Raw genomic sequence first — 22546 nt, forward strand, 5'->3', positions numbered from 1 at the left:
GCAGGGAGCAGACACCGGCAGACGGTGCACCCCAGGGAGCAGAACCCGCGCACTCAACCGCGGAGATCCCCTACACCACACAGCGGGACGCCATCGGTACTTCCGCGCGAGCGGGACACCGGAACAGCTCGCCGAGCGGTGTGCCGCCTGGTTCGAGACCATCCTGAGCCGACCGGTCCTCCGCATGGAGTGGCTCGACATCGGGGGCACCGTGTACGCGAGGGGCTGGGCCTTCGCGGACACGGCGGAACGCCTGGTGGGTGATGTCAGGCCGTCCGACCTCGCGCTCATACCACGGAAGAGATGGCGCATCCGGCGGGATCGTCACGACCACCATCTCCGCTGCACCCTGATCCGCGGTGGCTCAGCACAGCAGGAGGGTCCCCATGCGCCGCTGTGCCCGTATGGGTTGGGGGCTGCCGACTCCGCCGGAATATCACGCCGTGATAATCGCCGTCCTGGGTGACGGCGAACGGGACGGGAAACTCGTTGGGCGATCTCTGCCGGACAGCAAGGATGGATGCCCCTGGTCCGGAGGCGGAGGCACTGTGGTCGTCTTTCTGTGTGCGGGGTGCGGTGCCCGGCTGACCGCTCAGGGCGTCGTCCCGCTGAACCAGACGAGTTGATCCCCCATCTCCTCAGACGGGCTCCGGAAGCGGACCAAGATGTTTGATCACACGCTCACGCAGAAGGAGGTACTCCTTCCAGCGGCGAGGCAGCGGGCCCGGGGGGCGCTCGACTACCCGGGCAGCCGTGACCGTCTGTCCGCGCTGGAACTGTTCGAGTGTCAGATCGAGTTCCACACCGCTGGGCAGCCGGTTCCACCAGTGGAAACCGTGCTGGGTTCCGTCAAGGTGCACCTCCCCGACCATGAGGTCACCGCCGAAGACGTCGTTGACGATCAAAGCGGTGATGTCGCAGTGTCCCCAGGCCGGGTTGCCCGGCTGCCAGTCGGCCTGGTCGTCGGGCGAGCAGGTGTCGGCGGCCCAGCCGGCACGCAAGGCCTTGTCGAGATCATGCAGGTTCCAAGGCGTCATGCCGCCAGCATCGCAGCCACTACTGACACCACAGACGAAGTCATGCCGGGCGGGGAGATCAGCTGTCTGTCGGCAAGGACTTCGACTTCAAATGGTCCGCTCACCCGGATGTCCCACTGTCCGTGGACACCTGTCGGCCACGCGTCAGGCAGCAGGCCCGACGGCGTCCTCCGTGAGGACCTGCCAACCGCGTCTCGTCCCTGTCACCTGTCCCAGCCGACTCGAGGGTGGTCCAGCAAGCCCTGGACCGACTGCCGACCGCCCCGTGGCGCGTGGCTGCGCAAGGCCCCCTTGAGAACCTCACGCAGTACGTGTGCACAGGTCCCTTCCAGGGGCTGAAGAATTATCACGCCGTGATAAGTGCCGACCCAGGTCCGGATTATCACGCCGTGATAATCGTGAACGCCTGGGCGCGTGGTCGCTGTGTCGTCGTGGTCATCGAACCGTCCGACGGGGAATCGTCCGGTCGATCGTCAGGTTGACGAGTCGGTACCCACGTCCTCCGAGGAGCGGAGCCGACATGCCCGATGAACCGACCGTCCACGAACTCCGTTTGGTGGTCACGGCAGCCGACTACGATGCGGCGCTGCACTTCTACCGCGACGTCCTCGGCCTGACCGAGCGCGGCGCGTTCGCCTCCCCTGACGGGCGGGTCACGATCCTCGACGCCGGCCGAGCCACTCTGGAGCTGACTGACCCGAACCACGCTGCCTTCATCGACGAAGTCGAGGTCGGGCGACCCGTGGCCGGGCACATTCGGGTCGCCTTCCAGGTCGACGACTCCGTCGCCACCACGGAGAAGCTGGCTGCCGCCGGAGCCCGGGTGGTCGCCGAGCCGACGCGCACCCCGTGGAACTCGCTGAACTCCCGGCTTGAGGCGCCGGGCGCTCTTCAGCTGACTCTCTTCACCGAGCTCGACGATTAGGCGTCGTGCGGCCGTGCATGGCGCCGGATGGTGAGCCTTCGAAACCCGGATGCGTACGCCGCCGACGCCTGCCATTTTGGTGCATGCGCACGTTCGAGGAGCTGGTGGAGGAAGGCGAGGCCGTCCCGACCGCGGGGTGGGACTTCTCCTGGTTCACAGGGCGTGCCAGCGAACAGCGGCCGTCATGGGGCTATGCGGGGCTGCTCGCAGAGCGGATGGCGAGGGCGGCGGCCGGGCTGGACATCCAGACGGGTGGCGGCGAGGTGCTCGCCTCGGTCCCTGTCGCCCCGCCGGTGCTGGCGGCGACGGAGTCCTGGCCTCCGAACCTCGCGATCGCCCGCCGTACCCTGGCGAAGTTCGACGCGGCCGTCGTCGCGACTGAGGATGCGGCCGACCTGCCCTTCGCGGAGGAGTCGTTCGACCTGGTGGTCAGTCGGCACCCCGTGGTGACCCGCTGGGACGAGGTGCGACGGGTGCTCCGCCCGGACGGCGTGTACCTGGCTCAACACGTCGGCTCCGGTTCGGTGCGGGAGCTGACCGAGTTCATGATGGAGCCTCAGCCGCCACCGTCGCCGCCGCACCCGCTGCCGGCGGCAGCCACCCGCTCCGGTACCAGCCCGATCGCTGCGGTGGCCGCCGCGGAGGCGGCGGGCTTGGACGTCGTCGACGTACGCCAAGAAGCTCTGCGGATGGAGTTCCACGACATCGCGGCGGTGGTCCACTTCCTGCGTAAGGTGATCTGGATCGTTCCCGGATTCACGGTGGACGCCTACCGCGACCGCCTCGCGGAACTTCACTCCTTCATCGAGCGCCATGGTCCGTTCGTGGCTCACTCGCAACGCTTCCTCATCGAGGCGCGCCGGCGAGGGTAGGGAAGCGTTCGTACCGTCGCTTGAGGGTGTCGGCTTCGGCTCGCCTACCCAGCTCCGGATTATCACGCCGTGATAATCCGTGAGGCCCTGGCAGAGATCCCGAGGTTCCTGCGGATGCGCCGGCCTGCGTGGGTCACGCGTCTGGCGCCTGGCTACCGGGGTCAGTGCTCGGTGCGGCTGTGGTGTGCGTCGACCGGTGCGGGCTGTGAGCCAGGCGTGGGGGGCGTCGGTTTGCGGGGGGTGTTGACGGCGGGGGCGAGGAAGATCGCAACGGCTACGAAGGCCAGGACGACGGTCATCGCCGCGCGCAGTCCATAGTGGTCGCCGAGGAAGCCCAGGCCAGGAGGTCCTACGAGGAAGGCGACGTACCCGATCATCGCGACGAGGCTGACACGTGCGGCCGAGTGGGGCCCGGAGTCGCCCGCCGCGGAGAGGGCGAGGGGGAATCCGAGTGAGGCGCCCAGCCCCCAGAAGAGGACGGCTGCTCCGGCGAGGAGGGGGCTGTCGCCGAAGATGACGACGGCGAGGCCGAGGGCAGCGGAGACAGCGCTGGCGCGGACGACGGCGCTGCGGCCGTAGCGGTTGATGAAGAAGCCTCCGCCGAAGCGGCCGATTGCCATGGCTGCGGCGAAACCGGCGTAGACGGCCGATCCGAGGGCGGGGTCCATGCCGTGTCCGTCGACCATGAGCAGGGGCAGCCAGTCGTTGGCGGCACCCTCGGCCAGGGCCATGGTCAGGACGATGCCGCCGATCAGCAGCAGGCGCCGGTCCTTCCAGACCGCCGGACGCGGCAGCTCTTCCGCGATGTCGGTCTGCTGGGTGCCACGGGTTCGGCCGACGCCGTGGGGGATGGCTCGCAGGGCGTAGGCGAACACTGCCGCGGTGGCCATGGCGATGACTGTCAGGTGCCAGTGCACGGGGAATCCGACGGCGGTGCAGAGAATGCCGAGTGCTGCGCCGACGAGGGTTCCGAGACTGAAGAAGCCGTGCAGGGTGGGCAGGACCGTGCGCCCGGTGATCTGTTCGACTTCGGCGCCGTCGATGTTGATCGCGACCTCGCCGCCGCCCGTGCCGGCGCCGAAGAGGAAGAGCCCCGCCGTGACAACGGGCGCGGAGGACCACAGCGTTCCGCAGCCGATCACCACCATGCTGAGGATGACGAGCACGGTTCCCGCACCCATGACCGGCCGGGTTCCGAACCTGGCCACCAGCGCTCCGGAGCTGAGGATGCCGAGCATGGAGCCGACGGACAGGCCGAACAGGACGATCCCCATCTCCGCGGTGGAAGCGCCCAGGTGGTCCCTGATATCGGGTGTGCGTGTCACCCAGGAGGAGATCGACAGGCCTGGCATGAGGAAGAAGAGGAACAATGCCGTGCGGCGGCGGCGCGTGGCCAGGTCTATCACTGGGGCTCGATCCAGACGTGAGGCAGCCGAGGACGTAGCCACCCCCGGGAAAGTATGTACAAACGTACATGCCGGTGGGGAGTGTAGTAAGGGGAGATTCGATGTCGGGCAGTTCGCGGGGCCCCAACGATCCGGGACGCCGGGACCGGATCGTCGATGCGGCCCTCGACGTGATCGCCGAGTACGGGGTCACTGGTGCCACCCACAGGCGTATCGCCGAGGCCGCGGGGGTGTCCTTGGGGTCCATGACGTACTACTTCGAGGGCAGGCAGCAGTTGCTCGTCGAGGCGTTCACCCGGCTCGCGGAGTCCATGTCCGCCCGTTACCGGGAGCCGCTGGAGGCGGCGGGGAACGTGGAGGAGGCGCGGGCCGCCGTGGTGGAGATCATCTGCGGCACGCTCTGGGGCAGCCCCCGGGAGCTCGTACTCAGCTACGAGCTGTACGCCTTCGCCTCCCGGAACCCCGCGCTGCTCGAGGTCATACGGTCCTGGATGCGGGCCAGCCGTGCGTCGCTGAGCCAGCACTTCGACGCGAGGACGGCCAGAGCGCTGGATGCGCTGGTGGAGGGGCTGAGTATCCACAATTCCATGGACACCGAACCCATGAGCCGTCAGGACGTCGCCGCCATCGTGCGGGCGGTCAGCAGCTAGCGGCGAGTGCCGGCTCCGCCGTGGTCAGCGTAGGAGCGCGCAGCCGGGGTCCGCGAAGCGACGCCGGCGCGACTCATGGAGAAGCCGGCCGCTGCCGGGGCCCGGGTCGTCGCCGAGTCGACGCGCACCCCGTGGAAGTCCGTCAACTCCCGGCTCGGGGCACCGGGCGCTCGACCCCAGGTCCGGATTATCACGGCGTGATAATCCGTGAGTGCCCGTCTCTCATCCGGTCGGCTCCCCCGGCCACCTTGACCCGTCGCCGACGTTCCACGACACGGGTGCGGTCCTCCTGTCGCAAGAGGCGGCTTGAGGTCAGGGCAGGCGGATGTTGTCGTACCTGGTGTTCGGCTCCCCGTTGGCGTACACGCGCGGGGAGGTGAAGACCCCGGCCAGCTCCTTGTCGGCGATCGTCCTGCGGGGGAGGCTCAGTTCGTAGTGCTCACCTGTCAGCCGGTACACGTCCCGGATGTCCGGGACATGCAGCCCCCACTCGTCAGGCTCGTCGGGGAAGTCGGGGTCCGGGTCGACGCTGCCGAGCCCGATCTCGGCAATCATCCGCTGAGTGAGGGGATGATCCGCCCTGACCGCCTCGTGAACCTCGCCGTCGAAGTAGCTCCAGTCCAGCTTTCCGTCCACGATCACGTCGACGGTGGGCGGGTCCATCATGGTGTCCTGGATGGTCAGCCATGTGCGGCCCTCCCACAGATGCTTCACGTGGTCAGGGTGGCGCGGGTAGAAGCCGTCGCCACCCCCGCACAAGGCGAAGGCCCACCCTGCGTGCTCGCCCAGCCTGGCCCAGTCCGGGATGTTGCTGGACTGGTGCAACGCCGTGTTGCACGTGTCAGGAGACATGATGCCGAGGCCGGGATCCGCCCCCCGCATCGCCGCCAGCTCCTCGACGCTCACGCCTTTGACCATCTCCAGGTAGAAGCCCCAGGGGGCGAGGTCTTGCTGTATCCACTCGAATCCGTCATCGCTCATGACCGGAAGTGTGGCAGCGGCGTCTGACAACCCGGCCCGAAGCCGTGACCTGTGCCGCACGGCATCGCACCGGCCGACGACGGTACTGGTAGCGGTGTCATCAGCCTTGAGGACTTCCTCGCGGCAGCGGGCCTGGCGTTGGCACCGGGCACCTCGGTGCGCTGACGTCGAGGCACTCGGTCAGATGCCGAGCCGGGTGACCAGGGCGGCCGTGGTGACGGTGCCCCCGAGGAAGACGTACCCGCGCTGGATACCGACGGCAGGGACCGTTGCCGTAGGCCTTATCGGCCGACGCTGTCGGGTCGGGGCCAAGGTCTCCAGTAGTGGTCCGGTGGGGGAGGGGGTAAGCTGGGGGGCGAAACCTAGACACATTGAGGCCCCCGCTTCGGCGGGGGCCTCAATGGTGTGGTGGGTGGGTTGGGTTACGGGCGTGCTGGCCTTCGGCGTGACCTGCCGCGGGCTGTCGAGAGGCTCAGTACCTCGGCGGACCCCTCGGGGGCGTCGGCCTTGGTCGGCTTCGGCTGGGCGGACGCGGTCTTGCGGCCCAGGCGCTTTTCCTTCTTCTCCCTCTCGGCCTGGGCGACGGAGGCCTCGTAACGCTCCTGGTAGTCGTCGACGTCGAGACGGTCCGAGGGGTCGAGTGTCCCGATGGCTTCCAGGTGCTCGGTGACACTGCGCGCGCCGCTGATCATCGGGTTGAGGAAGTAGATGCCTTTGGCCTGGCGGAACACCAGCTTGGCCAGGATCAGGGCCTGGAGGCCCCGGCCCACCATGGAGCGGTGCACGTCCAGGGCCTCGGCGAGCTCCTCCTCGGTCACCAGGCAGCGGCCTCCGGGCTCCTGGGTTCCCAGGAGCCGGAAGAGCACGCGGTAGGCGATCCCCGGCATCGCGGGCATGTACGCGAAGCCGTTGAAGGTGCCGTATGTCAGCTCCGGCGGCTCCGGGTTCGCAGACGCTGCAGTCCTCATCCTCACGCCTCCGGCTTCTTCTTCTCCGTACGCTTGCGCTTGCGCGTCCTCGACGACGGTTTGGGTAGTTGTGCGCCCGGGAGAGCCATACCTCTGAACTCTGCTGGGACATCGGGATCGAGCACAAGTTCATTGAGAAGGCTCAGTTGTTCCACCTGGACCTTGACACTCTTGGCCGCCGACCCGCGAGCGGGACGGTTCACCAGTCGGTAGCCTCCCCGGAGGGTGACGGCCGGCTGGAGCTGGATCGACCCCTTCTTGGGAGAGTAGGCCAATCCCAGTCTCTTCAGTTTGGACTGAGCCCGTGACACCTGGGCGGGGTCCATGTCCAGCTCGGCAGCGATCTCGCTCTGCCTGAGCTCGACGGCGCCTCCCACTTCCTGGCTTCCCATCATGTACAGCAGTACGCACAGGGTGACGTTGTCGTCCCTGAAGTACCTGGCCGCCCAGCGCAGGAACTCCAGGCTGTCCTGGGCGAAGTACTTGCCGACGAAGTCCCCTGCGGTGACAGGGGGTTTGACCTCCGCCGTGTGCCCGACCGGCAGCTCGACGAGGTTCTTTCTCGGGCCGAGCGTGCTGGCGTACGGGCTGCTGGGGCTCGGGGCACGGGGTGGGGACGTGCCGGGGACCCTGCGGGGGTCCCCTTGAGGCTGTGCGGACATCGCGCTACATGCTCCTCAAGATCGAAACCTAGACGCACAGAACAGTAGTGATCGCGCAGATAGATAGCAACGACGCGACCTATGTGCGCGTTACGCGCCTCCAACATGACGTGGGAGTCATGTTGGAGGGGGTTCCGACGACCGTCGCGAGATTGCGCGTCTAGGTCGCAATCCACCCGGGGTAACTTGACCCCAGACGCAATTTCCGGAGCCTGAAAATGACTTGGGAGTCAAGTTCTGAGGCCTCGTCACCCCCTCTGACCTGCGACGATGCAAACCGCTCTATTCTCTATAAGCGCGGGTGCGTCTCTTCCGCCCGTCCTGTGGGCGCATGCTCGATGGCATCTTTCCGACGTCTGTGGTGCACCACCTCGCTGGTAAGGGCCGGTGGTACCAGGGGCCTTCGCCGGCCCCTGGACCCCGCTGCCCCCGGCACTCCTCGACGCGAATCCGTATCGTCGTGGCGCACACCGTTCGCGTCGAGGAGTGCCGGGGTTGTGGCTTCTGTGGGACGGCAGCTTTCGGTGGTGGCACGTCAGCTCCGCTGAGTGGGAAGGGTGCTGGTTTCCGTGTGGCTCAGGTGATGAGCAGCCAGGGCACGAGTGCCTTGCGTGCGGGTGTGCGCGGGCCGGTGGGGGAGGGAGTGGTGTGCGGCTTTGGTGTCGAGCGCGGGGAGAATGGGGTACGTGAACCCTCGTGACCTCGAACTGACCCTTGCCGCCGCGCGTGCGGTCGGTCCTTGTCCGCCCGGAGAAGAAGCCGCCTGGAGCGAGCGGGTCAGGGCCCAGGCCATCAACCTCTATACCCTCGCGGACGGTGTCGGGCTGGAGCTGCAACGGCTGGACGCAGCGAAGCAGTTCACGGCGACCCTGCTCACCGTGCGCATCGAGGTCACCAGCACCCGAGGTCTGTTGGTGGTCCGGAACACCTCAGGCGAGTTGGAGCACCTGCGCACTGATCGTGGGGATACGGACGCCGGACGGGCGATGATCGAGCGTGCCAGGACGCTCGTAGGGCACCGGTTGCGGGTGTACCGCCTCAACGAGCAGATGGCGTCCAATGCCAAGCTTCAGGTGCGTACCGTCGTCCATCTCACCGACTTCGGTCCGGACACCGATCCCGTGCACGAGCACAGCGCGAAGGAGAACGTGCTGGCGGCGGCCGAGGGTGACAAGGAGGCGGCCCGGCAGGCCTGGCAGGAGGCCGGCCTGCCCGAGACCGGCTCCGTGACCGTACGCCAGCTTGCCGAGGCCCTGAACCTGTTGCCTGCCGCCGAAGCGGAGTAGTGGCGGGCAGGGAGGAAGGGGCGAGGCCGGGTCGTGTTCCTCAGCTCAGTGACGTCGGGCGGCGCGGGGGCGGTACCGCGCGCAGGAGTTCCCACAGGGGGCGGGAGCCCGATGCCCAGACGGCCAGGGTCTGCCGGTCCACGACGTGCAGGCGCTGCTCCTTGGCGAAGGTCACGGCCGGGGCGGTCACCCGGCCGTTCGTCACGATCACCGCGACGTCCGCGCCGTGAACCTGACGGGCCGTGCCGTTGAGCACCTGGAGGTCCGGGGTGCCCACCGGAGCACCGCCCGCCCCGTTGCGGCGGTGCTTGCACTGGATCACCCAGCGGCGTCCGAACGGATCCGTGGCCTTCACGTCCGCCCCCAGGTCGCCCCGTCCGCCGACCCGCAGGGCGTCCTGACAGCCGTCCCGGCGCATCAGGTCCCGTACCGCGTCCTCGAACCGGGTGTGGTGCAGGGCGTCCAGCTGGGGCAGCCCGTAGCGCAGGCCCTGAGCCCGTACGGCCTCCCAGCGGGCCCTCTGCTGCCGCTGGTGGAGCCGGCCGGCCCCGAGCAGCACGGCGAGCGCCAGGAGCACGATGAGCACCCACCAGTGGGCCAGCAGCCAGTTGACCACCATGACCGTCAGGCCGATGGCAGCGGTCGCCGCGACGGCGAAGACGATCAACTGGGTGTCCCGCTGCCGCTGCTTCCTGCTGGGCCGACGCGTGCGCCGCCGTACCGGCGGCCGCCGCCGGGTCACCGCTCCCACCGGATCGGGTACGACACCGTGGGCTGCGGCTCTTGTACCCGCACCGGGGGGACGTCGTCGAACCGGACCGGATACTGCGTCGTCGGCTGCGGCCGGGGGGCCTCCTCGCCCGGCCCGGTGGAACCACCGTTGCCGAGCGCGACGACAGCCAGCGCCACAGCCCCGAAGATCGTCATCTCCCGTCTCGCTCCCGGAGCCCACCGCGAGTGCCCGCGCACCGGTGTCCCGTCGGAGCGTACGTACGGCCGTACCCAAGGCATGCAAGCCTCCCCCTCGTCCCAACTCCCCGTACGACCGCTCATGATGGCAGCCGGCACTGACAACGCGTCACCGAACAGACGCCGAACGTGATCGGCTCGGGGGCGGTACAGGTATCTGTCGCCGGGGGCCGGCGCGGGCTCTGCCGAGCTGGAGGAGCCGGCGGCGCGCTGGACCGCGAGGCTGAGGTCTGAGGACGGTGACGACATGACCGACGATGATCTTCTGGCCGTACTGCGAGGAGTTGCCCGGCTGGCGGACCGTGCGGTCAGCAGAGGCTGATGTCGGGGTGGTCCGCGAGGTGGCGTTCCGCGTCGAGGGCTGCCGCGCAGCCGGTGGCGGCGGCTGTGACGGCCTGGCGGTAGGTGTGGTCGACGGCGTCGCCCGCGGCGAAGACGCCGGGGACGCCGGTGCGGGTGGAGGGGGACTCGACCTGGATGTAACCGGCGTCGTCGAGGTGCAGTTGGCCCTTGAAGAGGTCGGTGCGGGGGTCGTGGCCGATGGCGACGAAGAGGCCCGTGACCGGGAGGGGGCGGAGTTCGCCGGTGAGGGTGTCGCGCAGGGTCAGGGAGGTGAGGCGGTCCTCGCCGTGGAGCTCGGTGACCTCGCTGTTCCAGGCGAAGGAGATGTCCGGGTGGGTGAGGGCGCGTTCCTGCATGACCTTGGAGGCGCGCAGGGTGTCGCGCCGGTGGACGATGGTCACGGACCTGGCGAAGCGGGTGAGGAAGGTGGCCTCCTCCATCGCCGTGTCGCCGCCGCCCACGACCGCGATGTCCCGGTCCTTGAAGAAGAAGCCGTCGCAGGTGGCGCAGGAGGAGACACCCCGGCCGGAGAAGGTGTCCTCGCGGGGGAGGCCCAGGGTGCGGTGCTGTGCGCCGGTGGCGACGATCACGGTGCGGGCGTGGTGCTCGGTGCCGGTGGAGTCGGTGACGGTCTTGATCCTGCCGGTGAGGTCCACCGCGGTGATGTCCTCGTCGACGATCTCGGCGCCGAACCGTTCGGACTGCGCGCGCATGCGGTCCATCAGGTCGGGGCCCATCACTCCGTCCGGGAAGCCGGGGAAGTTCTCCACCTCCGTGGTGGTGGTGAGGGCGCCGCCGACGAGGAGGGAGCCGGCGAAGACGAGCGGGGACAGCTGGGCGCGGGCGGTGTAGAGGGCTGCGGTGTACCCGGCGGGGCCGGAGCCGATGATGATGACGTCGCGTATGTGGTCGCCGGTGCGGGGCACGGTGGGTCCTTCCTTCGGTCGGTCGGGAGTGGGCGAAGGCGGGTGGGGAGAGGGCGAAGGTGGGCGGGTAGGGGGGAGGGGCGTCGGCGGGTCAGTCGATGGCCTGGGCGAAGTCGAAGAAGCGGTGGGGGTCGTAGGTCCGCTTGACGGCCCGCAGGCGGGCGTAGTTCTCGCCGTAGTAGGCCTCGCGCCAGGTGGTGAGGGACGGGTCGATGTAGTTCTGGTACGAGCGGTGGCTGGAGTGGGCGTCCAGGGTGGTGTACGCCTTGTTCACCCAGGCCTGGGCCCGTGCGCGGTCGTCCGGGGCGGGGTCGGGGGTGGGCAGGGTGACGGCGTAACCGGCGTTGAGCACCGCGTCGCGGTGGACGAACGCGGTGGCGGTGGGGGAGACCTCGTTGATGCGGCCGCCGTAGGGGAACACGCCGAGGAAGCGGAACTGGCCGGGGGCCGGGTCGGCGGTGAAGGCGTCCAGGGCGGCCTGCGCGGTGGCGGGCGTCCACGGCCGGTCGAAGAACTGGTTGCGCTGGGTGGTGTGGGAGTCGCGGGGGAGCTGGCCCTCGGGGGTGAAGCCGACGCGGTGGCATGCGTCGACGGTTTTGTCGCCGCAGCCGTACACCTGCATCATCGCCTGCGTGTAGGGGAGTTCGCTGCTCGTGCGGCTGATGCCGGGGTGGCCGACCGCGGTGGTGAGACGGTCCAGGAGGCGGTCGCAGTCGCCCTTGGTGCCGTGGAAGCCGCCGGTGAGGACGACGTTGGGCTCGGTGCCGGCGGGGGCGTCGGTGGAGTGCAGGAACATCAGCTCGCAGGCGAGTTCGCGGGGCGCTGACGTCATCCAGTCCTGCCAGGCGAGGATCACCTGGACGGCGTCGGTGAAGCGGAAGTTGAGGTTGAAGAGGGTCAGGACCGGGATCCGTACGGGCCGCACCTCGTAGGCGGTGACGATGCCGAAGTTCCCGCCGCCGCCTCCGCGCAGCGCCCAGAACAGGTCGGCGTCGCGGGTCGCGGAGGCGCGTACGGTGCGGCCGTCGGCGAGGACGACGCGGGCGGAGACGAGCCGGTCGGAGCCCATGCCGTACTTGCGGGAGGCGTAGCCCAGGCCGCCGCCCTGGATCCAGCCGCCCATGGCGACGGTGGGACAGGTGCCGCCGGCGACCTGGATGCCGTACGGGGCGAGGGCGTTGACGGCGTCGACGCCCTGGCTGCCGGCGCCGAGGTGGACGGTGGAGCCGCCGACGCGGACGCTGTTGAGGCGGGAGACGTCGATGACGAGGCCGGGGCTCGTGGAGTAGCCGGCGGCGCTGTGGCCGCCGCTGCGGACGGCGGTGGCCAGGCCGTTGTCCTGGGCGAAACGGATGCAGGCGGCGACGTCGGCGTCGGTGGCGCAGTAGGCGACGGCCTGGGGGTGGACGGCGTCGAACTGCGCGAGCTGGAGCTGCCGGGCGGTGTCGTAGCCGGCGTCGTCGGGCAGGACGAGCGGGCCGGTGAGGCGGTGCCGCAGGGTGCTCCAGGGCACCGCGGTACCGGCGGCGGCGAGGACGAGGCCGCCGCCGGTGGTGGCGGTGAGGGCGGCTGCGGCGGTGGTGCCGGCCGAGGCCCGTATGAGGGTGCGTCGGCTGAGCATGGGGATCACTCTCCGTGAGGTCCGGGGCTGGGGTGGGGTGGGCGCGCGCGGTGGTGGGGTTCAGGTGCAGCATCCGGGAGGCCGGGGGAGATACGGCGGGACCGGGGCGGAATGCGTCATCTCGACCCCGCTCGTGAGGAGGGCGGAGGGGAGTCCGCACACCGCTTCCGTCCCGGCGTACGAGGAACCGGCGAAGACCAACCGGTCGGCGCAGAAGCGAATCGATTCGTCGGGTGAACGGCGCCACCGAGCATCGAAACGGCTGCTCTCAGCTGCCACTCTCGGGCGTCGACAGCGGATCCGCAGGCGTCCTGCGGTTCGGAACTCCCGTACCCCTACCTGTTTGGAGCTCCCCTTGCGTCTTCGTCGTATGGCGACCGGTGCCCTTGGTTCCGTCGCCCTCTTCCTCGCCTCGGCCGGTGCGGTCACCGTGAGCGCCGGTACGGCCGCGGCGAACCCCTGCGGCTTCTACGAGACCCACTCCGACGCGTACTACAACCACTGCACCTCGGACGGCTCACGCATCGTCATCGAGATCGACGACTGGGGTCCGAACAGCGAGCAGTGTGTGGGGCCGGGGGTGACCTGGATCGGCGCCAGTTCCGATGTCGACGGTGCCTGGTACACCGGGCGTACGTGCTGATGCGGATGGGGTGAAGCGCTGGCGTTCGGCGGATGCGTGCGGGGGACGGTCACCACGGCCGTTCCCCGTACGCATGCGTGCGCGGTCACGGGGCCAGGTGGTGGTGGGTGCGGTACGTGCTGCGTTGGAAGAGCTCGTCCGCGGTGAGGGTGGCGAAGCGGTGGGGGGACGGGGCGGTGTCCGGGACGGGGAGGGGAGTGAGGGCGGTCCAGGGGGCGGGGTGGCAGAACTGGGCGAGGGACAGGCGGCCTCCGCTCTGGCCCGGCTGGGCCATGACCCGGTGGACGGCGGCGCGGGCGAAGCCGTTGGTGAGGCGGTCGAGGGCCGTGCCGACGTTGACCACGGCGTAGCCGGGCGGCGCGTCGACGGCCAGCCACTCGCCGTCGACCAGGACCTCCAGACCGGGCGCGGTCGCCCTGGGCCGGGCGGTGATCAGGTCGACGTCCTGATGCTCCGTCGCCCACACCCGGCGTGCGGAGGGTGCCTGGTCCATCGGGGGATGCCAGGCGGCCCGGTTGACGGCGGGGCCGTCCTCCAGCATGTCGGTGAAGTAGTCGGGGTGGGCGCCGAGGGCGCCGGCGAGGGTGCGGACGACGTCGTGCTGGAAGCGCAGCAGGCGGGTGTGGAGCTCGCGCAGCGCGGAGCCGATGCCGGGCACCAGGTGGTCGGGGAAGTACGGGTCGGGGTAGCGGGCCGGGTAGCGCAGGCGCAGCGGGTGCCGGGCGGGCAACGGCGTTCCCCAGTGGAAGAGTTCCTGCCAGTCGGGCGCGGGGCCGGGGCTCCGGTTCCCGGTGCGCTCCGGTAGGGGTGGGGTGTAGCCGGCCTGGCCGTTGCCGCCCGCCGGCCGGCAGGTGGCCTTGGCGTCGGGGGTCAGGGCGAAGAAGGCCAGCAGGAAGGCGTACGCCTCGTCCAGCAGGCTTTCGGGAACGGTGTTGCGGACGAGGAAGAACCCGTCGCGCAGTGCGCCGCGCAGGTGCTGCCGGCCGCCGGGCCGTTCCAGGTCGATTTCCTTGAGCATGTTCCGTCCCTTCACGGGCGGCGGGTCTTCCGTCGGTCCTACGGGAGGAGAGCAGCGGGTGCGGTGCGTGCGGGAGCCGGTGGCGGCGGGGCGTCCCGGCTCCCCGCACGTCCGGTGGACGGGTCCTGCGCGTCTGGTGCGCGGGGGCCCGCCGAACTTCGAAAGTAGGCGGGGCATGTGCCGGACGGCCAACGGAGGGCGGGGAATCCGGCAACTTCCGGCATTCGTCTCCACCGTGTTGACGGCGGACCCGGACCGTGTCGGCGACAGCCCGGGCGGCCGTGCAGACAGGCCGCGAGAACAGGTCACCTGACCCATTCCTCCCGGCTTCCTTGAGCTGCCCGGCGCGCCCGGCGGACGCTGGCGCGACAGCAGGACCGGGCCAGGGAGCCGGGCGACGGGCCCGTGGTTCCGGTGGAGACGACGCCCCGCCGATCAGGGCGGTCCGGTATCCGAGCCGGCAGGCCGCCGGCCGGGCCGAGCGCGCTCCTGTCCCTCCCCGCCATCGGACGAAAGGCCTCACCATCATGGGTGCCCCTCACGTTCTGCTCCTCGCCGGGATCGGCGGCCACGCCACCGGTGAGGCCCTCGACTCCCTGTCCACGCTGACCGACGCCGTCAGCGTCGTGCACGTCACCGCCTGGCGCTCCGCCGAGCCGGTCCGCGCGGACTGGGAACGGCGCGGACTGCGCGGCGAGTTCGTGGAAGTTGCCGACCTGGACGCGGCGGTCCTGGCCGCCGTCGCCCTGCACGGCCGGCTGCCGCTGGGCGGTGTGGTGACCTACTCCGAACTGCTGCTGCGCCCGCAGGCGGAGATCGCCTTCCGCCTGGGCCTGCCCGGCAACCCGCCCGAGGCGGTGGCCATCGCTCAGTCCAAGGCGCTCCAGCGCCTCCTCTTCGCCGAACGCGACATCCCCTCACCCGAGTTCGAGATCATCACCAGCGAGCGGGACCTCGCGGCGGCCGCCGCCCGCGTCGGGCTGCCCGGTGTGTTCAAGCCCTCCCTGGGCACGGGCAGCCAGAGCGTCCGGCTGGTGTCCACGTACGCCGAGCTGATCCACGCCTTCACCGCCGCGCGCGCCGAGAAGACCGCCTTCCTCCAGTCCGAAGAGGCGTACCTGCTGGAGCAGCGCATGGCGCTGGAGAACGACGGTGACAGCGGCTACGCGGCCTACTGCAGCGTGGAGTCGCTGCTGGCCGACGGCACCGCCCACCACCTGGCGGTCGCCGACCGGCTGCCCCTGGAGCACGGCTACGCCGAGGAGGGCGTCCTGCTGCCGGGCCGGCTGGACGAGGCGACCCGGGCGGCCGTCGTCGACGTCGCCGACCGGGCGATCAGGGCGATCGGGCTGGTCTCGGGCGCGGTGCACACCGAGATCGCGCTGACCGCCGACGGGCCGGTCGTCATCGAGGTCAACGCGCGGGCGGGCGGCCCGCTGCCCACCATGTTCCAGGTGGCGGCCGGCTACGACTACGCCGCCGAGATCGGCCGCGCCGCGCTGGGCCTGCAGCCGTCCGGGATGCCGGACTTCACCCGGGTCGCCCTGCTGCGGTATCTGCCCATCCCGGCGGGCAACTGGCGGGTGGCCACGCAGACGCCGGTCGGCGCGGTACTGCGCGCGTATCCCGAACTCGTCTACGTCTCCCCGCACTTCACACCCGGCCAGCGGGTCAGCCGGCAGCGCAGCCTGCACCTGGCCAGCTTCATGGTCGCCGCCCCCGACCGGGCCGCGGCCCGCTCCGTCACCCGGCAGGTGGAGCGGGCACTGGGCATCCGGTTGATCCCGGGGTTCGACGCGACGGCCGGGGGGCGACCGTGACGGATCGGGCCGCGGAGCGGACCGGTGGCGTGCCGGTGCGCCGGGCGGCTGCGGAACGCCTCGGCATCCGCGCCGTACCGAGCGCGCTGTTCGCGGTGCGCCGCGCGGCCTTCCACGCGCTGGCGGCGGTCGCGGCGGTCTCCCCCTCCGCCGGACGGGAACGGCGGCGGGGGCCGGCTGAACGGCCGGGTCGGCGGGGCCCGGCGCGTGGGCAGCCCGCCCCGGCTGCGGCCTCCGTGCGGCGCGGGCCGGACACGGCCCGGGGCATTCCCGTACGTCGCTGAGGGCCGGACGACCATCCGCCGCGGCGCGCCACGACGACGGCCCCGGTGGTGAAGGCTCGCATTCCGGCTGTGGGAGGCCGGGGCGCGTGAGGGCCCGCGTCGTCGCTACGGGGTCGGGCGACGCGGGCCGGGGGCGCCGGTGGGCGGGCGCAGATGTGAGCCGAGGGCCATGCCTGTGGAACAAGGGCGTCAGTCGAAGACCGGGCCGTGGGGGCGGGAGCGTTTGAGTTCGCAGAAGCCGGGGGTGGAGGCCAGGAGCAGCAGCGCGTCCCACAGGTCCAGCGCCGCCCGGCCGCGCGGGGCGGGGGTGACGACCGGACCGAAGAAGGCCGTCCCGGTGCCGTCGGGGCCGGGCAGGGAGATCACCGGTGTACCGACCTCCTGGCCGACCCGGTCGATGCCCTCCTGGTGAGAGGCCCGCAGCTCACGGTCGTACGTGTCCTGGTCGGCGTAGTCGATCAGACCCGGCGCGAGGCCGGCCTCCTGGAGCGCCCCCGCGATCGCCTCCCGGCTCGGGCCCAGCCCCTGCTGGTGGATGCGGTTGCCCAGCGCGGTGTAGAGACGGCCGGTGACGTCGTCCCCGTGCTTCTGCGCCGCCGCGGTCACCACCCGCACCGGCCCCCACCCCTCGGTCAGCAGCCGGCGGTAGCGCTCGGGCAGGTCCTCGCGGCCCTCGTTCAGGACGGCGAGGCTCATGACATGCCACCGGATGTCGAGGGGCCGGTGCGCGGCGACCTCCACCAGCCACCGGGACGTCATCCACGCCCAGGGACAGACGGGGTCGAACCAGAAGTCGACGGGAGTGGGGGCGGGAGCGGCTGCGGGCACGGTCGTGTTCTCCTTCCGCGTGACCCACGCCCCGTTCCAGCGGGGCGCGGACCTCGGTCGTGACCACCGCGCCACGTGCGGGTGCCCGGGGCGCGGGTGCCGTGGGACGGCGGGTACACACGCTCAACGGGTCCGGCCAAGGTCCGGTCGAGGGCCGGCAAGGAGGCGCGCAACCCCCGCCGCAGCTCTGTCCGGTTGTCGATGACGTTGGTGGCCAAGCCGACCTCTTCGGCTGCCTGACCGGTTCCATCGCCCGCTCTCAGAAGTTCCCGCGTCAGCTCCCCGCGCCTAGTTCGGCCGCTCGTACTCGTCGATCGTCCCGTCTCCGTTGTCGTCGTACGAGTAGTCGTATGCATCGCCGTAGTCGTGCCTGTAGCGCATACACGTGCCTTCGGCGCGCAGTTCGGGCTCACCGTCGTAGGAGTTGAGGTGCAGGGTGACCCGGATGCCGTCGTCGAGGGTGGCGGCGATGCCGTTGCCGGCCCTCTCGACGGTGCGGCCGTCCTCAAGCCAGGTGGCCCGGAGGGATGCCAGCGCCGCGCGGTAGTCATCGTCGCCGGCGAAGTCCAGGTCCCAGGTGAAGACGGGCTCGCGCCGGCTGACGCCGGTGCCGTCGAAGCCGAAGTCGTCCACGCACGAGGAGCTGCCCTCCCGGGAGGCGTACGGCTCCTGGGTCGGTGCCGGGGACAGCGCGCGGTAGGCACCCTCGCCGGCCCGGGTGGTGGCCCGCACATGGTCACGGAACTCCTCGGTGCTGTGAACGGGCCCGCCTTGCATCGTCTCGCATGCCTTGGCCGTCAGTCCGAGGAGAGCCACCAGGGCGACACCGAGCACGGGGACCACGATCTTCGACTTCATGCTGTCGATCAAAGCCGCTGGGCGGGACACGGGGCAGCGCTCTGCTACTCAGCCGGTCTGAGCAGCCGCACCCAGACCGGGTCGTCCGGCTGTGGTGGCGGTATGTGATGTCCGAGGCCGGGTGCAGCAGACTCCGGTCACGACCACCGCGCGACGTCGACGCGGTACCGGCCGCACAGGGCCGGGAAAAATCATGGGCGCGGGGCGGGCAGGGTGGGCCGTGGATGCGGACGCCGGCCAGGTCCTTGGCTCGATCCACCGCAGGCACCGGGCCCGGGAAGTTCGAGAAGCTTTCGATGCGCACCCTGGTCGTAGGCGGGATGGGCACCGTCAGGTCTCGGTGGCGACGGGCAGGGTGAAGTGGAGGGCCGCGATGGTCAAGCCGCGGGCGTGGTAGAAGCGGTGGGCGGTGACGTTGGTGGTGCCGGAGTCGAGTTCGACGTGGTGGCAGCCGGAGGCGCGGGCCCGTTCCGTGAGGTGGGTCATCAGGGCTGTGGCGATGCCCGCCGAGCGGTGGTCGGGGTGGGTGACGAGGTCGTCGACGAAGAGGATCCGGCCGCGGCTGGTCGCCAGGACGCGGTGCGTGGCGACCGCGAGGCAGTGGCCGTCGGCGTCGTACGCGGCGGTGAACACCAGGCCCTGCGCGTGTGCCTCGGCGGCGAAGCGGTCGAAGTCCTCCTCGGTGAGCGTGGGCCGCAGGGTGCGGATCAGCGGCCGTATGTGCGCGGTCATCCGTCGGTCGTCGGGTTCCACATCGGTCAGTACGGGGGGCACGTCCCGAAGCGTAGAGGCCGGGCGGGCATGGTGCGGCGGCGAGTTGACACACCCTCGGGGCGACCTGACGGACCGTGGGCCGCGATCGGCGGTGGCTCTGCCGTGGGAGCCGGGGGCGGTGCCAGACTCGGCGACCATGCGTGCCGCTTACATAACCCAGCTCGGCGCTCCCGACGTCATCCGTCATGGTGAGCTGCCCCCGCCCGTGCCCGGTCCGCACGATGTGCTGGTCGACATCGAGGTGAGCGCCGTCAACCATGTGGACACCTTCGTCCGCTCGGGAGCCTGGCGCACCCCGGTCGAATTTCCCTTCGTCATCGGACGTGACCTCGTCGGCACGGTGGCGGCGGCCGGTCCTGCCGCGACCGGCTTCCGGCCCGGCGACCGCGTGTGGTGCAACAGCCTGGGCCACGACGGCCGTCAGGGCGCCGCGGCCGAACAGGCGGTCGTCCCCGTGGACCGGCTCTACCACCTGCCCGACGGCGTGGACCCGGTGGACGCCGTGGCGCTGGCGCACCCCGCCGCGACCGCGCACCTGGCGCTGTTCACGCACGGACGGCTGCGCGCCGGCGAGACCGTCGCCGTGCTCGGCGCCGGCGGCAACGTGGGCAGCGCGGCCGTCGTGATGGCGGTCCGGGCGGGCGCCCGGGTGATCGCCGTCGCCTCCGGCCGCGACGAGCCGTACGTACGGTCCCTGGGGGCGCACCACGTCGTGGACTACCGCTCGGCCGATGTCGCCGGGCGGATCCGGGACGCCGCCCCGGACGGCGTGGACGTCCATGTCGACACCTCCGGCGGCAACGACCTCGACACCGCCGTGGATCTGCTGGCCGGGCGGGGACGGATCGTGCTGCTGGCCGGGCTGCGCACCCGCCCGGTGCTGCCCGTGGGGCCGCTGTACCTGAGGGACCGTTCCGTGCACGGCTTCGCCATCTCGCACGCCGACACCGCCCAGCTCGCCGACGCGGCCCGCGGCATCAACGGGCTGCTGGCCTCGGGGCTGCTGCGCCCGCGCGCCACCGAGGTGCTGCCGTTGAGCGAGGCGGCCGAGGCCCATCGCCTCCTGGACGGTGGGAAGGTGCGCGGCAAGCTCGTACTGCGTGTACGCGGCTGAGGGAGGGGAGGGGAGGGGAGAGGAAGGGGGCGGGGTCCACTTCGCTGGTTGTTTCGGCGGTCATTCCGCCCAGCCATTCTGCCCAGTCGTTCCGCCCAGTCGTTCCGTCGGACGTTGTCGCGGTGTTTTCGTGATTTCTCGGAGGGAAATCCGCTGACGGATTTCCGGCTGGGGGTCGGAATGGGAACTTGACGGACCCCGAACGGGTTGATTGCCCCGGTTCCGTGAGGGCCGCAGGATTGCCGCCATGACAGCGAACACGGAAACCGTCATCAACAATTCCCCGCTCTTCGAACTCGACGCCCGTATCCGCGTTTCCGCGACGCCGGCGGAGATCTATTCCGTGGTCAGCGATCTGGCCCGCAGCAAGGAGTGGAGCCCCGAGTGCATGGGCGGCGAGTGGATCGAGGGGGAGCCCTCGGCGGTCGGCTCGGTCTTCCGCGGTGAGAACCTCCGCAGCGAGGACGTGGTCGGCTGGGCGCCCCTGGTGCGCGGCACCTGGTACACCGAGGCCCGCGTGGTGGCCGCCGAGCCCGGCCGGACCTTCCGCTGGATGATGCTCACCCACGCCCGCGAGGACCAGGAGTCGATCTGGGGCTTCGACGTCGAGGACGCCGGCGACGGCACCTCCTGGCTCGTCCACCACTTCCGGATGGGCAAGGCCACCGCCGGAATCCACAAGATCGTCGAAGATCTCGACGAGGACGGCCGCAAGCGGTTCGTCACCGAATGGACCACGAAGCTCGGGCATGACCTCGACGACACCCTGGCCCGTATCAAGGACGTCATCGAGAAGAGCTGACGCACACCGCGCGCTCTCCATCCGCCACCCGCGCCGTCAGGCCGTCAGATCGCAGTGTCGTCGGGGCCGTAATCCGACATCCGCAATTCGGTAATCCCCTTCAGGAATCCGCAGCCATGGACGAGAGATCGGATACATGTTTCTCCAGCGAATAGGAAGCAAGGGAATCAGGCTTGGCACGCTGTTCGACCGAGCGGCGGCCAGGCATCCGGCGAATTTCGTGGTCCTCGATCACGACCTGGACATCGCCCCCGGCCTCGGCCGGCGCGTGACGCTGACCGAACTGGCCGACCTGGTGGACGACTTCGCCTCGCGGCTCTGGTCCGTCAAGGTGCGCCCGGGGGACCACGTCGTGGTGCACAAGAGCGACGGCTTCGACATCTCCCTCCTCGCCTGCGCCGTCGCCCGCACCGGAGCCATCCCGGTGCTGCTGTCGTCGAAACTGGACGGCGCGACGGTCGCCGAACTGCTGCGCCGGGTCGGGCAGCCGTTCCTCGTCACCGACCGGGACAAGCTCGACCACCACCTGCCCGGCGAGGTCTTCGACCTGTCCCGCAAGGTGCTGCTGACCTCCGGTGAGCACGAGGGGGCGACGCCGTTCGCCTCGCTGGCCGGCGTCGACCGGGTGCCCGCGGTGAGCATGCCCATCGACCACCCGACGCTCATCACCCACACCTCCGGCACCACCGGCACCCCGAAGCTGGCCGTGCACACCGGCATGAGCTTCCAGTCCCGCTACCGGCCGCAGGCCGCCGTCGTGGGCGCCACAGTGCGGCGCCGCGAGCCCGTCGCGGTCCACGTATCGTTCGTGCACTCCCGGATGTTCACGGCGATGCCCATCTCGATCCTCCAGGGGCACCCGCTGATCGTCCTCAGGGACGACGACCCGCGGACCGTGGGGGAGCTGTTCACGCAGATCCCGCCCGGTTTCATCGAGGCCCACCCCAACACCTTCCTGCGCTGGGAGGAGTTGGCGGACGACCCGCGCGGGCCGCTGGCGAACGTGAAGTACTTCTCCTCCACCTTCGACGCCATCCACCCGCGCACCGTCAACACCATGCTGAAGGCCTCCCGCCGCCGGGGCCGGCGCTTCGCCCAGGCCTACGGGCAGAGCGAGGTCGGCCCGATCGCCGCGCGCACCTACTCGCTCAAGGACGGCGCCGACTTCAACGGCCGTTGCGTGGGTGTGCCGTTCGTGGGCATGACCGGGGTCCGGGTGGTCAGCCGCAACGGCGCGCCGGTCTCCAAGGAGAACCCCGGTTTCATCGAGGTCAGGACCGACGGGCGGATCGTCACCTACCTCGGTGAGCACGAGCGCTGGCAGAAGCAGGTCAACGACGGCTGGTGGCGCATGGGCGACCTCGGCTACCGCACCAGGTTCGGCTGTCTGCACCTGCTGGACCGCGAGGTCGACGAGATCCCCGGTGTGCAGTCCACGCTGGAGATCGAGGACAAGCTGTTCACCCGGCTGCCGGAACTGGTCGAGGTCATCATCGTCTCCGGGCAGGACGGGCGCGCGGTGCCGGTGGTGTGCACGCGCGACGACGCGCCGCTGGACGAGATGGCGTGGAAGACCGCGGTGGTCGATCTGCCGGCGCTGGGCGATCCGGTCCAGTGGCGGCTGGAGGACCTCCCGCAGACCGCCACCACCAAGATCAAGCGCCTCGAGCTGGCCCGCCTGCTCGGCTCCGGCGCGTAGGGCTGCCGCCCGGCGGACGGTCGGGGGTCGGGCACCGCGGCCCGTCTCGACCGTGCCGGGT

Annotated in this window: 22 protein-coding genes; 9 read left to right on the forward strand and 13 right to left on the reverse strand. The window is 70.5% G+C overall.

What is annotated here, in order from left to right:
* Positions 1–638: 638 nt before the first annotated feature.
* A complete protein-coding gene (locus ACZ434_RS29635) occupies positions 639–1037 on the reverse strand; it encodes a YunG family protein (RefSeq protein ID WP_468461215.1) in 399 nt (132 codons plus the stop codon).
* 520 nt (positions 1038–1557) lie between these two features.
* Between ACZ434_RS29635 and ACZ434_RS29640 the strand changes: the two genes are divergently transcribed.
* Positions 1558–1962, forward strand: a complete 405-nt coding sequence (locus ACZ434_RS29640; RefSeq protein WP_468461217.1) for a VOC family protein — start codon at positions 1558–1560, stop codon at positions 1960–1962.
* Between the two features lie 83 nt (positions 1963–2045).
* On the forward strand, positions 2046–2834 hold the full coding sequence (locus ACZ434_RS29645) for a class I SAM-dependent methyltransferase (protein WP_468461219.1): 789 nt from the start codon (positions 2046–2048) through the stop codon (positions 2832–2834).
* Positions 2835–2995: 161 nt separating this feature from the next.
* Here the strand turns inward: ACZ434_RS29645 and ACZ434_RS29650 are convergent, their stop codons facing one another.
* A complete protein-coding gene (locus ACZ434_RS29650; protein WP_468461360.1) occupies positions 2996–4237 on the reverse strand; it encodes an MFS transporter in 1242 nt (413 codons plus the stop codon).
* Between the two features lie 104 nt (positions 4238–4341).
* Here ACZ434_RS29650 and ACZ434_RS29655 point away from each other — a divergent pair, with 104 nt between their 5' ends.
* A complete protein-coding gene (locus tag ACZ434_RS29655; RefSeq protein WP_468461221.1) occupies positions 4342–4890 on the forward strand; it encodes a TetR/AcrR family transcriptional regulator in 549 nt (182 codons plus the stop codon).
* A gap of 312 nt (positions 4891–5202) precedes the next feature.
* Here ACZ434_RS29655 and ACZ434_RS29660 read toward each other — a convergent pair whose 3' ends face one another.
* From ACZ434_RS29660 to ACZ434_RS29670, 3 genes are all read right to left on the reverse strand, one after another.
* A complete protein-coding gene (locus ACZ434_RS29660) occupies positions 5203–5871 on the reverse strand; it encodes a hypothetical protein (protein ID WP_468461223.1) in 669 nt (222 codons plus the stop codon).
* A 422-nt stretch (positions 5872–6293) separates the two neighbouring features.
* Positions 6294–6839, reverse strand: coding sequence for a hypothetical protein (locus tag ACZ434_RS29665; protein WP_468461225.1), 546 nt, complete (start codon positions 6837–6839; stop codon positions 6294–6296).
* A gap of 2 nt (positions 6840–6841) precedes the next feature.
* Positions 6842–7501 (reverse strand): hypothetical protein, encoded by a 660-nt coding sequence (locus ACZ434_RS29670; protein ID WP_468461227.1) that lies wholly within the window; start codon positions 7499–7501, stop codon positions 6842–6844.
* Positions 7502–8187: 686 nt separating this feature from the next.
* Between ACZ434_RS29670 and ACZ434_RS29675 the strand changes: the two genes are divergently transcribed.
* Positions 8188–8787 (forward strand): hypothetical protein, encoded by a 600-nt coding sequence (locus ACZ434_RS29675; RefSeq protein WP_468461229.1) that lies wholly within the window; start codon positions 8188–8190, stop codon positions 8785–8787.
* A 40-nt stretch (positions 8788–8827) separates the two neighbouring features.
* Here the strand turns inward: ACZ434_RS29675 and ACZ434_RS29680 are convergent, their stop codons facing one another.
* The 4 genes from ACZ434_RS29680 to ACZ434_RS29695 all read right to left on the reverse strand — a co-directional run bounded on the left by ACZ434_RS29680 (position 8828) and on the right by ACZ434_RS29695 (position 12645).
* On the reverse strand, positions 8828–9529 hold the full coding sequence (locus tag ACZ434_RS29680) for a restriction endonuclease (protein ID WP_468461231.1): 702 nt from the start codon (positions 9527–9529) through the stop codon (positions 8828–8830).
* Positions 9526–9714 carry a hypothetical protein gene (locus ACZ434_RS29685; protein WP_468461233.1) on the reverse strand — a complete coding sequence of 63 codons (189 nt, stop codon included), beginning with the start codon at positions 9712–9714 and terminating at the stop codon, positions 9526–9528. The genes ACZ434_RS29680 and ACZ434_RS29685 overlap by 4 nt, the downstream gene beginning before the upstream one ends.
* Before the next feature lie 350 nt (positions 9715–10064).
* A complete protein-coding gene (gene trxB, locus ACZ434_RS29690; protein ID WP_468461235.1) occupies positions 10065–11024 on the reverse strand; it encodes a thioredoxin-disulfide reductase in 960 nt (319 codons plus the stop codon).
* Positions 11025–11115: 91 nt separating this feature from the next.
* Positions 11116–12645 carry an FAD-binding oxidoreductase gene (locus ACZ434_RS29695; protein ID WP_468461237.1) on the reverse strand — a complete coding sequence of 510 codons (1530 nt, stop codon included), beginning with the start codon at positions 12643–12645 and terminating at the stop codon, positions 11116–11118.
* Between the two features lie 355 nt (positions 12646–13000).
* Between ACZ434_RS29695 and ACZ434_RS29700 the strand changes: the two genes are divergently transcribed.
* On the forward strand, positions 13001–13288 hold the full coding sequence (locus ACZ434_RS29700) for a DUF6355 family natural product biosynthesis protein (protein ID WP_468461239.1): 288 nt from the start codon (positions 13001–13003) through the stop codon (positions 13286–13288).
* Positions 13289–13373: 85 nt separating this feature from the next.
* Here ACZ434_RS29700 and ACZ434_RS29705 read toward each other — a convergent pair whose 3' ends face one another.
* On the reverse strand, positions 13374–14306 hold the full coding sequence (locus ACZ434_RS29705; protein WP_468461241.1) for a 2OG-Fe(II) oxygenase family protein: 933 nt from the start codon (positions 14304–14306) through the stop codon (positions 13374–13376).
* 527 nt (positions 14307–14833) lie between these two features.
* On the opposite strand from ACZ434_RS29705, the gene ACZ434_RS29710 reads away from it, so the two are divergent.
* A complete protein-coding gene (locus ACZ434_RS29710) occupies positions 14834–16126 on the forward strand; it encodes an ATP-grasp domain-containing protein (RefSeq protein WP_468461243.1) in 1293 nt (430 codons plus the stop codon).
* Between the two features lie 473 nt (positions 16127–16599).
* Here ACZ434_RS29710 and ACZ434_RS29715 read toward each other — a convergent pair whose 3' ends face one another.
* From ACZ434_RS29715 to ACZ434_RS29725, 3 genes are all read right to left on the reverse strand, one after another.
* On the reverse strand, positions 16600–17238 hold the full coding sequence (locus ACZ434_RS29715) for a mycothiol-dependent nitroreductase Rv2466c family protein (RefSeq protein ID WP_468461245.1): 639 nt from the start codon (positions 17236–17238) through the stop codon (positions 16600–16602).
* A gap of 288 nt (positions 17239–17526) precedes the next feature.
* Positions 17527–18096 (reverse strand): hypothetical protein, encoded by a 570-nt coding sequence (locus tag ACZ434_RS29720; protein ID WP_468461247.1) that lies wholly within the window; start codon positions 18094–18096, stop codon positions 17527–17529.
* Positions 18097–18426: 330 nt separating this feature from the next.
* Entirely contained in the window at positions 18427–18870 is a 444-nt protein-coding gene (locus ACZ434_RS29725; protein ID WP_468461249.1) for a GNAT family N-acetyltransferase, read from the reverse strand.
* A gap of 136 nt (positions 18871–19006) precedes the next feature.
* On the opposite strand from ACZ434_RS29725, the gene ACZ434_RS29730 reads away from it, so the two are divergent.
* The 3 genes from ACZ434_RS29730 to ACZ434_RS29740 all read left to right on the forward strand — a co-directional run bounded on the left by ACZ434_RS29730 (position 19007) and on the right by ACZ434_RS29740 (position 22485).
* Positions 19007–19984: an NADPH:quinone reductase gene (locus ACZ434_RS29730; RefSeq protein ID WP_468461251.1), complete on the forward strand. Its 978-nt coding sequence runs from the start codon at positions 19007–19009 to the stop codon at positions 19982–19984.
* 247 nt (positions 19985–20231) lie between these two features.
* Positions 20232–20786, forward strand: coding sequence for an SRPBCC family protein (locus ACZ434_RS29735; protein ID WP_468461253.1), 555 nt, complete (start codon positions 20232–20234; stop codon positions 20784–20786).
* A 136-nt stretch (positions 20787–20922) separates the two neighbouring features.
* Positions 20923–22485 (forward strand): class I adenylate-forming enzyme family protein, encoded by a 1563-nt coding sequence (locus ACZ434_RS29740; protein WP_468461255.1) that lies wholly within the window; start codon positions 20923–20925, stop codon positions 22483–22485.
* Positions 22486–22546: the final 61 nt, after the last annotated feature.

This window comes from Streptomyces sp. NPDC030893 (genome assembly GCF_055571535.1).